The 15,079-nt window shown below is 52.4% G+C and carries 9 protein-coding genes; 6 read left to right on the top strand and 3 right to left on the bottom strand.

Annotated elements, in window-relative coordinates; genetic code table 11:
- Positions 1–208: 208 nt before the first annotated feature.
- Together WHX55_RS12990 and WHX55_RS12985 are read right to left on the bottom strand one after the other, a co-directional pair.
- Positions 209–3,028: a TrlF family AAA-like ATPase gene (locus tag WHX55_RS12990; protein WP_353742799.1), complete on the bottom strand. Its 2,820-nt coding sequence runs from the start codon at positions 3,026–3,028 to the stop codon at positions 209–211.
- Between the two features lie 747 nt (positions 3,029–3,775).
- Entirely contained in the window at positions 3,776–4,684 is a 909-nt protein-coding gene (locus WHX55_RS12985) for a site-specific integrase (RefSeq protein WP_353742798.1), read from the bottom strand.
- A 176-nt stretch (positions 4,685–4,860) separates the two neighbouring features.
- Between WHX55_RS12985 and WHX55_RS12980 the strand changes: the two genes are divergently transcribed.
- Positions 4,861–5,841, top strand: coding sequence for a DNA-binding protein (locus WHX55_RS12980; protein ID WP_353742797.1), 981 nt, complete (start codon positions 4,861–4,863; stop codon positions 5,839–5,841).
- 110 nt (positions 5,842–5,951) lie between these two features.
- On the opposite strand, the gene WHX55_RS12975 is transcribed toward WHX55_RS12980, so the two are convergent.
- Positions 5,952–6,857: a hypothetical protein gene (locus WHX55_RS12975; RefSeq protein WP_353742796.1), complete on the bottom strand. Its 906-nt coding sequence runs from the start codon at positions 6,855–6,857 to the stop codon at positions 5,952–5,954.
- Between the two features lie 703 nt (positions 6,858–7,560).
- On the opposite strand from WHX55_RS12975, the gene WHX55_RS12970 reads away from it, so the two are divergent.
- The 5 genes from WHX55_RS12970 (at position 7,561) to WHX55_RS12950 (ending at position 14,420) form a co-directional block, all read left to right on the top strand.
- Positions 7,561–8,376: a hypothetical protein gene (locus WHX55_RS12970; protein WP_353742795.1), complete on the top strand. Its 816-nt coding sequence runs from the start codon at positions 7,561–7,563 to the stop codon at positions 8,374–8,376.
- 327 nt (positions 8,377–8,703) lie between these two features.
- On the top strand, positions 8,704–9,357 hold the full coding sequence (locus WHX55_RS12965; protein ID WP_204928896.1) for a hypothetical protein: 654 nt from the start codon (positions 8,704–8,706) through the stop codon (positions 9,355–9,357).
- Complete coding sequence (locus tag WHX55_RS12960) at positions 9,354–11,267, top strand: hypothetical protein (RefSeq protein ID WP_353742794.1); 1,914 nt, start codon at positions 9,354–9,356, stop codon at positions 11,265–11,267. The genes WHX55_RS12965 and WHX55_RS12960 overlap by 4 nt, the downstream gene beginning before the upstream one ends.
- Positions 11,260–12,198, top strand: coding sequence for a TniB family NTP-binding protein (locus tag WHX55_RS12955; RefSeq protein ID WP_353742793.1), 939 nt, complete (start codon positions 11,260–11,262; stop codon positions 12,196–12,198). The genes WHX55_RS12960 and WHX55_RS12955 overlap by 8 nt, the downstream gene beginning before the upstream one ends.
- A complete protein-coding gene (locus tag WHX55_RS12950) occupies positions 12,195–14,420 on the top strand; it encodes a TniQ family protein (RefSeq protein ID WP_353742792.1) in 2,226 nt (741 codons plus the stop codon). The genes WHX55_RS12955 and WHX55_RS12950 overlap by 4 nt, the downstream gene beginning before the upstream one ends.
- Positions 14,421–15,079 lie beyond the last annotated feature (659 nt).

The raw sequence follows: 15,079 nt of genomic DNA, 5'->3' as shown, positions 1-15,079 counted from the left end.
TTCGCTTCTGAACACAGCACTGTAAGACCAGTACGTTGAGGGTACGTGTCCGACGGTCACGGTGGTTCTCCACTAGAAAGAAAAAGGGCTACGCCCACGCCCAACATCAATCGGCTAGTTTCAAAATAAACTCAACACAAATCGTCACTTCGAAAAGCCCACCAAGATCTCAGCTACAACAAGAGCCGATCACGGCAGGCACTCCCCATCAGAAATTGTACTTATCGAAACGACGCTTAAAGGCTTCTGCCGATCCTTCCATGATGTCGAGCACTGCGGTCGTAGTCTCAATTTGATCAAGCCCACCCACGGCCAGTCTGGTGCCTCGTCCTTGCGCAACCGCCAAGGCATACACCAGGTCCGAATCGGCATTGACGGGAAGGTTGGCGTTATGAGTGGCCAAGATCAACTGACGCTGATTTTTTACCTTGCGCAATAACGGCACCAACTCGCGATAGATAAAATTGGAATCCAATTCGTCTTCCGGCTGGTCGATGATGATCGGGCCTTCCCCTTTGGCCAGTAATAAATTCAACACGGCCGTGTTGCGCTGCCCTTCTGATAAGGCATTACTTTGCACACTTCCCACCAACGTGCGATCCGCCCGATACAACTCAATGTCGACCCGCTCCTCAACTCGGGTCAGTCGGGCATTGCGCCATTGATGCTTCTGTTCGTTGAAGTAAAGTATTAGCTCTCCCTTATACTCCAGCAGGGGTAATGGCAACGCACGATCATCGGCCAGGATTTCTCGAATATGCGCCCAAGGCGAATCAGCCTCGGGATGAACCTCTTTTAGGTGTCGCAAAAAACTTTCAAACAACACCTTGCCAATGTGCTCCCACGCTCGCCCCAACCGACTGCGACCATCGGGCGCCATGAGGTTCCATGCTTCAAGAAAGCCTTGATCATCCGCCATTTGTTGAATGAGCACGCGAATGGAGCCTCGAGCCTTGTCGCTAATCTCTGCGGCCACCCGCTGTCGAACCGCAAACTGTCGAACCCATAACAAGCTCATGTCGTGTAACGCTACATTCAGGCGGTCGCGTTGTGGAGTCAGGACGTCCAGGCGCTTTTGCTTGTCTTGCAACAAGAGCTGCTTGGCCTGACGGGCTTTGTCAATTTCCTGCAGCCGCGCCACATCCTGTGGTTGTAAACCCCGTTCATGACACGCAGTCAGAAAAGCTTCTTTGGTGCCATCCAACTCTGCCGACACTTGATCCCAGCCGTCCCCTTGCTCAAACAATTGAATCGCGTCTTGGCGCATCTGCTGCGCCAGCGCCGCCACCTGCGCCTGGTAACTTTGTCTAAGCGTGTCGGTTTTTTGCGTCAGCGCATTGAACCAATCGGCTCTGGGCCATGCTTCAACCCGCCCGTCATTGAGAACGCCGCGAGCGGACAATTCCTCCGCAAGTGTGGATAAGCGATTGATATCCTCAGTCACTTGGATATTGACCTGCTCGACGTAACGCCGTGCAGTTTCGGCTCGCTGGTACTGTTGAGCCTCCGCCAACACCTCACTGCGAGCTTGCCATTGCCGATTCAATTCCTGCAGCTCTTGATTGAGCACCTTCACCTCCGCGTTCAAGGCGCTGAGCTGATCCATGGCGGCGAACAGTTGCTGAATCTCCGCACGCAACGTGTCCTCTTGCCCTTTGAGCCCTTGCAGTTCCGCCGAGCACGCCTCATCAATCATCGTTAGTAGGCTGCCGCCGCCATGCACACCGGTGAGTTCACTGATTTGCTGTTGGCTGTAAAACTGAACGGGCAGCTGGCGCAGATACACCGAAAAGTCGTGGGCTTCTCCTTGGAGCAACGCGTGCCCCAGCGGTGGCCTCAGCGAGATGATGTCGACTTGACCGGGAATACTTTCCCAGCCCACTTGTATTTCAGACTCATCGGTGTAGGTGGCTTTTACCCGATCGAACTTCGCGCGCACCGAATCCGAGAAGACGTCGCCCTGATCTCTGCCGAAGGCGAACCGAAGGAGCTCCAGCGCCGTAGACTTTCCGGTGCCCCGGCCGCCAATGACCGTATTGAGATTGGGTGAAAAGTAGATTTCCAGGTCGGCAAGGTACTTGAGACCCCGGCACTTCAGAAATACGATCCGTGGATGGGTTTGCTCATCGGAAGGGCGCGGGGCTTGCAGACGAAGTCGTGATTTGGCATCCAGAAACGCTTGCCGTAACGAAGACACCGAGGGTTTGGAGGACTTGACCCACGTGTGACGATAACCCAGCGCATTCGGGAGCGGTCGACCCTCTGCGTCTACTTTCAGCGACTTGGCATCCGAGGACTGCACATAGGCCGGTTGCAGGCCCACACGCGACCAATCTTTGTTACGCCCCTCAAGGATGGCGCGGTACTTTTCTGAAATGGGGTAGCCGGTCAACTCCAGCGCGAGCAAGCCTGGCAGCTGATAGTCGTCAATATTCCGCGAAGCTGATAACAAACCATCTTGCTGATCTGCATGCGCCGCGATCACGATTCCGCCATGCTCCTTCTGCACCGTATCGAGCAAAGTTTTCAAGCTGATCGCCTGCTCGCCTCGGCGAAGCGCTGCGGGTTCTCCCCCCTTGAAGCGCTGGTTCTCCGCCAACCCCAACTTGATCAAGATCATGTTAACGCGCTGCACGTGGCGCATTTTGGTAGCCGGATCGAAGAGGCATAGAACGTGGTAGCCGATGTCGACTTCAAAACCGGGCAGAATGAAAAGGGGCGCACGGCCAAGTTCCTTGGCGACCGATTTATTTTGCTCAACCAGATGGGTGAGAAACCAGTCGCGCGGCTCGGATTTTTCCGCGAAGTTGTGGTCGGTGATGCCAATCACTTCCAGTTCAAGTTCATGGCAGCGTGTGAGAAAGCGCTTAGCTTTGTGCTGAATATCTTGCTCGTCAGGTACACCATTCTGCAGGGGTCGCCGAGGACTCAAGAGACGCAAGTCATCATCCGCCCAGTGCTTGTTGTCCTCTGGGGTTTGCACCTGAAAATCTGTTTTGAACCAGCGCATGCCTCGATATTCGCTCACCCCGACCTCCTTTTCTCTCGCGAGCTTGTGCAGTTGATGTCAGCCGTATTTGGCGTGGAGGAAATGCTTTACTACCCCCGGATCGAATTCAAGATACACGCTCTAAGGGCAAAAGAAGATAAGCTTGGACACAGGTTCCGCCCGGCAGATCATCCACCTGAGGGCGATCGGTATCGAACGTGGAGTCGCGGCAGGCCAGTCAGTGCTAACTCCAAGATTTCCATGAGTGAGAGATACCCGCAAAGGCGTTTACCTGCCCCCCTAAAATGCCAACTTGTTCTCCTACTTGAAGTCAGTCTTCCTGCCACTAGACGAGAGCCCTAGCTGGTGGAAAGCAGTGCATTGGGTTCTATGTTCGAACAGCGCCTCTTGGATTGCTGAGCTAGTGCCTGACAGTGCTGCCATTCCCAAAAGAGCACCTCGGCCAAGGCGATGGTGTGCACATGACAGAACAAGTGATCACGCTCATGCGCCAACCGAGTGGCCGGATAGTAAGCGAAAGGATCTGGTGTCTGGGTGCACTCAGGTTGTACCGTGTCTCGACACTCGCGCCAGAGTCCCCCCTCAGTGATGAACTCATGGATGTCCTGCTCAATAGCGTCGAGGGGGGATCCGCCGCCGCGTTACCAGCGGGCAATCCTCATATGCCTATAGAGGACATACACGCATTAACACTGTGACATTCACGAGCCCACCCAGCGGAGCCTCACCAGCGAGCGGATCAGGGTTATACAACCAACTAAGCCTTTAACGAAGCAGTTCTCCAAAGGGAGCGGTGGTATCAATGTATCGCATGGCCGACTTCACATCCCGCCAGCCGACATAGTCCATCAATTGCTTGGTGGTCCAGTTGTCGTTGTTCGCCCAGGTAGCAAATCCACGGCGCAATGAATGCCCAGTATAGGCATCACCATCCAGACCGCTGCAAGTAAACGCCTCCCGCAGCACATAGGTCACACCATCGGGCTTGAGCCCTTGAGTGCTTATTTGCCCCCACTGGTTGATGGGACGAAATACCGGCCCAACCTGCAGTTCGCTGATCGAAAGCCACTCCTCGTAAGCCTGCACCGGACATAGACGCTTCAATGCCGGCAGCACGACAACCTGCCCTCGGTACTCTCGATCAGTCTTGCTCCCGCCCAGAAACACCTTCAGCTGCTTCCCGCTGCTTAGCGTATTGTGCTCCACCCGCATTCGACACAGTTCGTCAGCGCGAAATGCCCGCCAAAACCCCATCAAAATCAGCGCCTGATCACGGTAGGCACGCAGACGTGCCGCCGGGTTATCACTGGCGATTATTTCCTGCAGGCCTGCGACACAGCGCTCCAGTTCCGCCAACGGCAGTGGCTCGGCCTGTTTGACCAGACGAGGGTGTTGCGCCCGGATATTGCGCAGCACTTGGCGTACCTTGGCGCTTTTGGTGGGGTCGTCAAAGCCGTGGCTGTGATGCCACTGCGCGAGAGCGGCCAGGTGAAGGCTCAAAGTGCTGCTGGACAGGGTTTCTGCATGTTCTCCCAGATAACGCACCACTGTTTCGCTGGACGCTGGCAGGCAACTGCCCCAACCCTGCTCGAAATATCTCACCACACCCTGATAGCGCCGTTGGGTGCTATCACGCTGCACGGACCTTAAATAACGATTCGCCGGTTCTGTCATGGGAGTTCCCTCCTCGCGTACCGCAAAAAACCCCATCTTGAAAAAATTCCCTATAACTCTGGAGAAATCAGCATTCTCCAGAGTTATTTCGTCGCCTCGCCCGTCGCATTTCGGGCATTTGTACACCTGTACTTCCATACTGCGTAAAACACTACGAAATCGTAGGAGAGCACGCCATGGCGCGCGGCGGCATCAATAAGGCAGTGGTTCAGATCGCACGCAACGCCCTGCTCGCCCGCGGCCTACACCCCAGCATCGACGCGGTGCGCGTTGAGCTCGGCAATACCGGCTCGAAATCCACCATCCAGCGCTATCTCAAGGAACTTGGAGAGGCCGAGGCGCCTGCGCCGGAGATGCCGCTGGATGAAGAGCTCACCCGCTATATTGGCAGTCTAGTCCTGCGCGTCAGACAACGCGCCGAGGAGGCTCTGGCGGCCGAGCGAGCGGCCTTCGACCGCCAGCAACTGGCGGCCCGACAACAACGGGAAGTGGAAGCCGCCCATCTGGAGCACCTGCAACTGGCCCACGCCACCTTGGAGCAAGCCCGACAGGCAGGCTTGATCCATGAGCAGAGCCTGAGCGGTCAATTACAGGCGTGTGAGCTGGAACGCCAGCGGTTGCAGGAGGCCCATGAGCAACAACTGCGCCTGCTTGAGGACCGAGCGGGGCAGATCGTTTCCCTTGAGGGGAAACACCGCCTGACTCAGGAGTCCCTGGATCACTATCGGGAACAGCACGTGCTCCAGCGTGAACAGGAGGTCCAACGTCACGATCAACAACTTCAGCACTTGCAGCGTGAAGCCCGGACAATCCGCGACCAATTGCTCAGCAAACAGGAAGAATTAAGCCAACTGTACCGTGATCTAGAGCGGATGAGCGGCGAACAACTGCGCCAGCATCAGGAGACGCGCCGCCTGGAGCAGGCTCTGCAATCAGCCGAGGAGCAAGCGCAGGCCGCCGACCTCGAACACCAGAGCGATCTGCGGCAGATGCAGGCCATCGCCCACAAGCTGACGGCCTTGCGCGAGAAGACCAAACAGCAGTTGTTCAAACTGCGGCAGACCCAGCGCGAGCTGCGGGCCCGGACTCGCCACATCAGCCAACTACAGACGCTGGTGGAGCATTTGACTCGTTCACCCCCGACCCGCCCCGATTGACCGCGGGCTCGACCGTTGACTCCCGCCTTGTGCCGCGCCGTCCCAGGTACTGGCACCCGGTCTCCCCGAAGACTACGTATCGATAAACAGCCGGCACCGCGACCGTCCGCTCAAGCAGGCCTCTTCTCGCTTGCGCTTTCGCGCCGGCGTTTGCCGTCCGCGGGTAATCCTTCAAGGCTTATTTGCAGCGGTGGAGACAAGTATCGCTTTTCCTTGGCGGTCAATTCCCGCCGGTTCCAATCCGCATCCCAGTACAAGCCATAGCCGAAGCGCACCGCCTCAAACCCTTCAGGATCAGCCCAGAAAAAACCTAGCTCAAGTTCACCCTCGATGTTCACCCGTTTCATCAACCAGCGCGGAAACCCGTGAAACAAGCGCACATCGTTTGCAAATTTCTCGGTACTGACCGGCCACCCCGCCGGCGATGCCAAGTGCCCTTCACCGATATGATAATCCAGGAGTGGATACAGCCATTTCGCCGCATCGGTGAATTCGCGCTGCACGCAGATCAAATGGAGATAGACCATGAAGCGCGCCTGCACAAACTCGCGCGCCCAGCGGTATTTATCCAGGTCACTGGCCAGAATCACCAACCAAAACCCCAGATCCCGCCAGTCGGCGGTCGTGATCCGGCGCTGCAACCGCGGACGCCGCAGTCCGTGCAGTGGCTTGCCATGCAGTCTGAGCTTCATCACCAATGTCTGACCATGATCGCTCGACACTTCCAGCAAGTGCAGAACCGCCCAGAGGGGGTTGTTCAACACCTCCTCCAGTGCCGGAAATTCGTTGATAAGGGCAGACCGCAACTCTCCTTTTGGCAAAACCCCGCGGAGATAACTCTTCCACTTAACCGGTTCTCCACCGCCAAGCCCGATCAATCCCAGCCGCGCCTCGAAGGCTACACCCCAGCACTGCAGCGCAGCGGGGGTCCTACTGATACCAGCCAGAAAAATGAGTTGATTGATAAAAACAATCGCCCTGAGTTGATGGGCGAGGTGATGTACGGGGCTGGTCACTTCGACCGTCCTCCCGCGTTAAAATTATCTAACAGCATAGCTTGCACCGCATAAAAAAAATTTGATGAGGGCAAGATAGTGGCAAGGATACACAAAACGGAAATACGGCCAGAAAAGGCTAACCATTGGACAAAATCGGCGTAAACGAACAAAAAGCTACGTCAAGATGGCGAATTTTACTGCGTTGTTGGGGTTATATTTTTTAAAGTTTTGCGCCAAAACGCCATTTCTTACCGGAAACAGGGGGCGAATAATCTCAGCACAACCGATCTGGTTGCCACTTCCAGCGCTAAACAATGGGAGGAGAACATGATTGATGTAACGGTAAAGGCGGTAATTACTCCCAGGTCTGTGAGTTTGGGCAGCAATTGCAGCAACGCGTTGAATGGCTCGCACTCGGGAAGCGGAGATGGCTGCCAGTCATCCCCAACACCATCGCGCGCCCTTCATCCTGTATCCAGAGCAACTCGTTCCGTCCCGACCAATGATGGCACCTCAAGTTCGTAAACGAACATGGCGGTGTGCTGCGCCTGCAGGGTGTGCAGCTTGGCCTAGCACGGCCCTGACCGGTGTGCTGAAGCTAATGCTGAACGGTCGCTTCACGGCACGCCCTGCAAGAGCGCGGCCGGACACAACGGCGACGGCTGCGCTTTGATCAGCCGAGAGCATGAGTAGGTTCTTTTATTTAAGGAGTCTTCGCATCATGAGCGTAAATACCACGGGTAAACACTGCGCATCTGCCACCATTCTGATCGAGACACGGCAGATCACTTCCAACCTAGAAAAAGCATGCGGCCAACCTGGGCTGCGCTGTTTCCTCTCGACGGCATGGGATCTGCTACACGACTGTCCGATCAACCAACGCGTCTCTTATGATGGAACGCTGGCCAAGGCGACGATCAGGTCGCCGGAAATGCTGTCGAAGTCCTCTACCGATGCCACCGGCCGTTCGGGCCAGTGCCATATCAAGCGCTGGTACGGGTACCACGGTATCCCCTACGAGGTGTGTTTCATTCACAATGGTCGCGTCTGGTTGCGGCCCATTGGAACAAGGCGACTCGCGGCCAACGTCGGTTCTTATGATGCCCGTCCTTCTAAGCATGATTTGGAGCGCCAGGGCACGTCTTCAGCCTACGTGCGCGTACAGCCGGTCAAAGGCCAGCGTCTGCGCAAATCTCAGGCGTCCTTTGCGCAGCAACCATCCGAAATTCAACACCTGGTTGGCTATTATTTCGAGTCCAAATACTGCGTAGCAGGTGGGACGAAGTCTGAATTGGCCCGGCGGATGCGGGCAGAAATTCAGGCGATGAACCTCTCTCGCCCTAGCGATAAGCAGTTGAACATTCCGCCTCTCAAAACATTGTGTTTTTTCATGGACGAGTACTACTTTTTTGCGCTGTCCAAAGGGCGCGCCGCCAAGCGCACGATGTTCAAGCTGCTCGCTGGCGTAAGTAGCAAACCGTTGGATCAGCAGGCAGACCAAACGGGAGAGCAGTCGCCGCCCGAGCTTGAAGAGTAGCACCACACAAACTGCGCACTCCTTGCGGCTGGGCTCCATGTGGGCAAGGTGTGTACTGGCAGGTCGGATCAAATAACACGACTTGCCGGTGATGTGCCTGTGCTCATCGAATGTCAGCCAATGTTTTTGGCGAAATGGGACAAACGCAGCTCCGTGTCAGAGGTCCCGCCGTTTAAACGGCCATCCCGCCATCTGTTGCTTGCGGCTGTGAGTACAGAAATGAGGACAAGCGCCATTCACTGCGCTTGTCCTGTTTCTTTCTGCGTTGCGTTGACCGAAAAGGCAACGCAACCAGGTGAAAGGTTTTCCCTCGGCGAGGACTAAACGATGAAGACCGAACTGTTCTTTCGACAACCCGAGTCTGTCCGCGACGTGGAGGTGCGTCTAATCAAACCACGGCGCTGCGGATCGCCCTTTCAGCAATTGGTGGTGTTCCAGTCAAGGAAAAACGGCAACCATTTACGGATGTCGCCCACCCTGCTGGATTTCTGCCTAATGCTGGAACGCAGACGCGACATCCGCTACTACCAGCCAACCCCATACACGTTAATTCAGCCCAGCCGGGCATTTCGGTACACCCCCGCCGTATGTGCCTATGGCGATGATTTGGGGCTGGTCTTTTTCGAAACCGCCAGGTTTATGTCCGACGGCTGTGAAGACCAACTCGTTCGTCATGAAGACTGGTTCGGGGAGATGGGCTATCTCTTCTGCCCTTGCCAGCCATACACGAACATCAGCTACTGCGAACTGCTTCAATGGCGCTACCTCTACAGCTATTCCTTCAGCTTCAACGCACAAGGCCCTAGCCTCGCGCTGGATATCCTCAAGCATCACAACGACTGCACGGTCCAGGAGCTCTTAGACGCCAGAGCTGATTTCAGCGACATTGCTTACCAGCTCTTCTACGGAGGTGCAACCGCCGACCTGCGTCTCCCCATCACTCGCACGTCTGCCATTGCGTTAACGAGTGCACGGTCATGAACAACGAAGCAGGTGGCCTTGAACTGATTGTCGGTGAGGAGTACCGCTACAACGGGCATGTCTACGTGATCGCGAACGTGTCCTGCGGGTTCGTAGAACTGCACAGCAGCACGCACCCATCGAACATGCGTCTGCAGAAGCTCGAACGCCTTGAGCAAGCCGCGAAACGCCACCGATTTGTAAAGGTGCGTGAAGCTCCATTTTCTGGCCGATACCACCAGATTGTGGCAGCCCTCGATCAGGACAGTCGTGTGGCATTCGATCGCCGCATTGCATACGTACGAGCCGCCGTCGAACGATTCAATAGCCGGTTGCCAAGGGCAGCCTGCAAAGCACTGATCGCCGATGTGAAAGACATTATCGGTGACACCAGCCCGCCGTGCTTCAACACGCTGCGTAACTGGGTGCACCGCTACCTGGAACGCAATGAATCGGTGACCGCCTTGATTCCCTTAAAAAAGCTACACAAGGATCAATGGGAGCGACTGCCGGAGATCACTCGAGAAACGATCGAGGAGTGCCTGGACAAGTACTACTACATACAAGAACCCGAATCGATCCGCGACATCATTGGGGCGATCGAGTCCGCGCTGGAAGCATACAACGCGCTTCGGCCGCCAACTGATCAGCTTATCATTCCGTCCGGCAGCACTCTCCGTCGACGGATCAAGGAAAATGGTGAGTTTCGCCGCCTGCTAAAACAAAAAGGCGCGCAGGAAGCAATCAAGGCCAGCCGATGGAGCGTGAAGCTCAGACGTCAATACCGTCTCCTGCAGCGGATTGAAGGGGATACCCACACTCTGGATATCGAACTGGTCAATGAGTATGGAGACACGATCGGCAAAGCCGCGCTCACCATCTTGTTGGACGTCGCGTCTCGGCGTGTGATTGGTTGGGACATCTCGATCAACCCCCCCTCGGCACAGAAATCGATCCGCGCACTCAAGGACTCCCTCCACCGGGTGGGTGTCGGTGAAGAATACCGGGTAGACAATGGCTCAGAGAACACCAAAAAAGATGCGCTGGATGGTCTCTTTCCCCTGCTCGGACCCAATATCCTATATTGCCGGGTTAGGTGCCCTAACGAAAAACCTTACGCAGAGCGTTGGTTCAAAACGCTGACGACTGGGCTCACACACAGGCTGCGCGGTACCACCTTCTCCTGCCCCGAGGAGCGCGGCGGTTATTCTTCGGAGAAAAAGGCGATCTACACCCTTGAGGACATAAAGAAACGCTTCGAGGATTGGCTGGAAAATGTCTATCACAAGCGTCGGCATCGTGGTATCGGCACGTCGCCAAACAAAATGTGGGCCAAGCTAGCAAAACAACAACCGCCCTTGCGGCTGATCCCTTCCGAGGACATGTCCCGCCTCTTCTTGAGTCAAACAAGCTCCAAACTCGTCGAAGGCAAAGTCCGTTTCAAAAACCTTCAATGGAGCTGCGGTGAGCTGAAAAACCTCCACGATCTGGGGACTAAGGATCAGCTTCTCACCATTTTTTACGACGCAAGCGACCTCGGGCAAGTGGTGGTTACCCACCCCGATTACCCCGGAAAAGAGTTTCGCGCCAAAGGCTGTGAAATGAGTTATCAAGATGGTCTTACCCTAGACCTGCATCTGCTGTTAAACGCCGCTCAAAACAAGGAGGCCAAGGGACTCAACTTCAAAGAGGCACGCGATCACAGAACCCGCATCATGCAGGAACGCTACGACTACGAACACAAACGAGGGCGTCGTAAAGCGGCACAAACGGACGAAAAAATTGGTCAGGCACGCCCCGCGTCGAATACCCCTCGCCGTCCCAAACCGCCCGATAACGCTTATCTTCCTACTACCGATATCGAGAAATTTGTTGGTACGTATACCGCGCCCGCTGTAGGCGACATTTCGGAGGTTACGAAAAATGATTGATATCACCAAACAGCTGAAGTTATTTGAATCACAAATTATCAATTACCGGTCTTATAACCTTGCCTACATGACTGTCATGCGTTCCATTCAGGCCACGCAAATGCGCGGTATTCCCTCTTGCGTGGTCCTCGTAGGAGAGTCTGGCTGCGGAAAAAGCACTTTGGCAAGTCAGGTCATATCGACATACCCTCGGGAGAGTTCAGGAAAAGATGAGCGTGGAGCATGGAACAGGCGACCTACGATGTATTGCGGGCTCCCCACCAAAGCGACGATTAAATCCTTTGCCAAAGCTCTCTTGGAATCCTTGAAGTTTGAAGCATATTCGGGAGATGCTTTCGAACTGACTCAGCGCGCTATACGACAGATCCTACTACAAAAGGTGGAGGTGGCTTTTCTAGATGAATTCCAAATGCTTGCAGACAAAAAAGCCGAACAGGCACGCATTGATGTAATCAACTGCGTCGCACGACTTGTTGATCGCACCGGCATCCCTTTCGTCATACTTGGCACGCCAGACATTGAAAGCTTCTTTTACGAAAAAGACATACTTCGGCGCCGATTTCCTTTTTTTGCCCGTCTCACGCCTCTTCAACTCGATCTAACAGAACCGACCTCAGACTTCCAACTTGTGCTACGTGGTCTTGATAAGAAAATGTACGAAATTGGGAAATTGAACAAAGGCGTCCATTTGCATGAACCTGACATCGCTCTTCCATTATTTGTTGCGTCTGGAGGAATAATGGAGGATCTAAGACTGCATTTGTCGAATGCGTTTTCTTTCTCATTATATCGAGGGGACGCAATTTTGCGGCGTGAAGATTTTTCATATGCTTTTGAAATCACACGCCATGACCATTGTATCTTGTCGGAGGGAAATCCTTTTGAGGTTACTAAAAACCGCCTGCTCGATATGACGAGCGGTGACAAATGAAAATTTCCTTTCTTTCCTTCATACCGTTTCCTTTGCCCGATGAAAGCCCCATCAGCGCCATCCAGCGCACCGCCAAAGAAAATGGGTTTAAAAATTGCCACGCTTTACTGACCTGGCTTAACAAAGCGACACACCAATCACCTTACGGCAATTTTTTGCTGGCCAATTCAGCGATATCCAAGACACTTCAAGTTTGCGCACCAAAGTACGCCAAACATATTATAGCCAACTTTTATCAACCAACACACCCTCTGATAAAACGCTCTAATGCAATAATAAAAGGCATAGAAATTACATATTCTAATTTGAGGTGCGAAGGCTCTGCGCTCTGCACCCAATGTCTGAAGGAAGGCTATGAAAAATTTCCGAAGAACATAAGTTTTTTTATGAGCTGCCCTTTTCATAATCGCGCTTTTTTATTTTGCTGCCCTACTTGCGGTACCAAAATAAAATGGAAGGTGCAGCTAACAAATCGTTGTGAGTGCGGTCACTATTTGGTCAGCCCAAAACTGCCAAACTCCGAAATGACACCCGATCAGCATTTATTGCAATTATTTCAATTGGGTAATGCAGAGAAAATCGCATCTATACAGCGAAACCTTGCAACGCTAGAACATGAAACGTTCGCTGACGAAGAAGCAATGAAAACCGCCCGGCGCAATTTAGCCATAGCAATTAGCTGCGAGGATGTGGATGGTATGAAAGATGCGATCCATGATTTTCTTCCCAGCAGTTCGGCAGAAGAAATAGATGTCATCTTAGCTATCTTCGCTAACGAAATCAAAAGTACTACCGCCGCAACTCTCCGACAGAAATTGATTTCGACAACCTCCGAGCAGAACGCCCACGTAGCAAAAATCACACTTAGCTTGGGAAAACTGCTCGTCTATATCGGTATATCTCAGAGCGCTTGGTACAAATTAAAGCACCGACACTCTTTTTTCAAAGGCATCGGCAGAAGAGCGCAAATCAGTCTAAAGGATGCAATAAATCTAAAGAAGGTTATGGCTTCCGAAAACAAGCTAGACAATGACCTACACCAAAGAAAACTAGACTCCGGATATAAACAAATTTTCTCGCTCGCCGCAGCGAGTTTTTTAACTGGCATTCCAGAGTCAACCATCAAAGTCTTAGCTCTAAACACAAACCTGCTCGGACCTAAAACAAGGTACATCAAACTAGCCGAAAAAGGATTAGAACTAAGATTTGGCCGAACCAACATCGAATTCTTCAACCAGCATTACGTGTGCAGCCAACGGCTAGCGCGGGAGTGGAACACCCCAGCCTCTGTAATCAATAGTACAATACTAAAACATAAGTTCCATGTTGAAAAAAGCAACTTTAGCGAGGGAACAGTCATCATTAAAAAAACACTTTCATTTAGACTCTCCACCATTATCAACGAACGTCAATCTAGACACGCTCCTGAAAGAAGAAAACGCCTTGACGTTCCCCGTGTCGAAATGCAGGACACCTCGAACTTTTTAACCTGCGTTGAATGTGCGAAACTGTTATCCATTTCGACGAGTGAAATAAACTATTTGATTCGAGAACAGCTCATTTCCTGCCAATTCAGAGGTAGCCGAGGGCGTTACCTTATTTCAAAAGAAGAAGTTTTGAATTTTAACAAGAAATACGTTAGAATTTATGAGCTATCAGAAAAGCTTAACACTTCTCCTCAGCAGGTCTCGCACCTTCTCAGTGCGGCTGGGATAATGCCTATAAGCGGCCCGCTTGTAAATTCCGGAAGAGTCCTCATTTATAACAAAACCACCCTTCCGGACACCACTATTAATTCACTTAAAAACCGACCAAGCGCAATAACACGACCTTTAAGACATAACATCACAGACATCAGCGAGCCTGAGTACTGCATCAATACAAACTCAATCTGCGAAAGATTTTCGATTTCAAAGTCATTGTTTTATCGAAAATTTCTAGCCACCGGATTAGCCCGGTTCAAAACATTTAAATCTGCAAGATATATCACTAAAAAAGATAGTGCAACGGTTTGCAATATCCTCCAAAATTATATTTCTTACGAAGAAGCAGAAAGAATCTTAAATGTCCCCCATGGTTATATTCGACATTTAGTCAAAAAAAAGAAACTAATTTTTAACGACGTTACATTCCCCCTAGGAAAACGACTTGGACTAGTGCCGCGGGACCAACTTGATGAGTTTCGCATACAACGGGCTCAAGTTACTATTACTCTGCTCTGATCTAGTGAAAATCACCTCACACGAACACTTAAACATGAGAACGCGTAAAATAACACATTAACCGTGATCACTGTGACGACTGACATTTTATCAAAAGAGTAAGTTGGATAGGTTAATTTTTAATTACCCTACACGCCTTTTTGGCCTACGAGTCGTCAGCACCACGTCATCGCAACTGATCCGCTAAAATATATTTTACGTGGATATCTCCATAACAGGATCAAAGTGACTTTGAAAAATCCCCATAACTTTTTTGTATTTAATTCGTTGCAAGGAGAGTGCTCGACGAGTAACACATTTCAGCGACGAACGTTTAGAAAAATCCATCACTCTACACCCAGCCACCTTTTAGGTCACACGCCATAAGTCCGTCGTCAGAGTCATGCCTCGGTGATCACCCCTCCACCGAAAAACTGCCAGCAAAACCTACCATCATTCATTCCACATAATCATGAGTGAGCACAAGCATGTCCGGGTCTTGCTTCGCAACGGCATCGTGCCTGCTCCGGCATACCAGGAAAGAATGCCTAAACAAAACCGTGTACCAATTTTCCTGAAAAACATATCCAAACTTAATGGCAAATATCACTGCCTTAGTACCTAATCTCGCATTTGTCATGCCAATAAATAATGGAACCCTATGCTTGCTCGCGATGGCT

The organism is Pseudomonas fluorescens (assembly GCF_040448305.1).
Taxonomy (GTDB): Bacteria; Pseudomonadota; Gammaproteobacteria; order Pseudomonadales; family Pseudomonadaceae; genus Aquipseudomonas; species Aquipseudomonas fluorescens_BH.
This window is presented reverse-complemented; position numbering and strand designations above follow the sequence as displayed.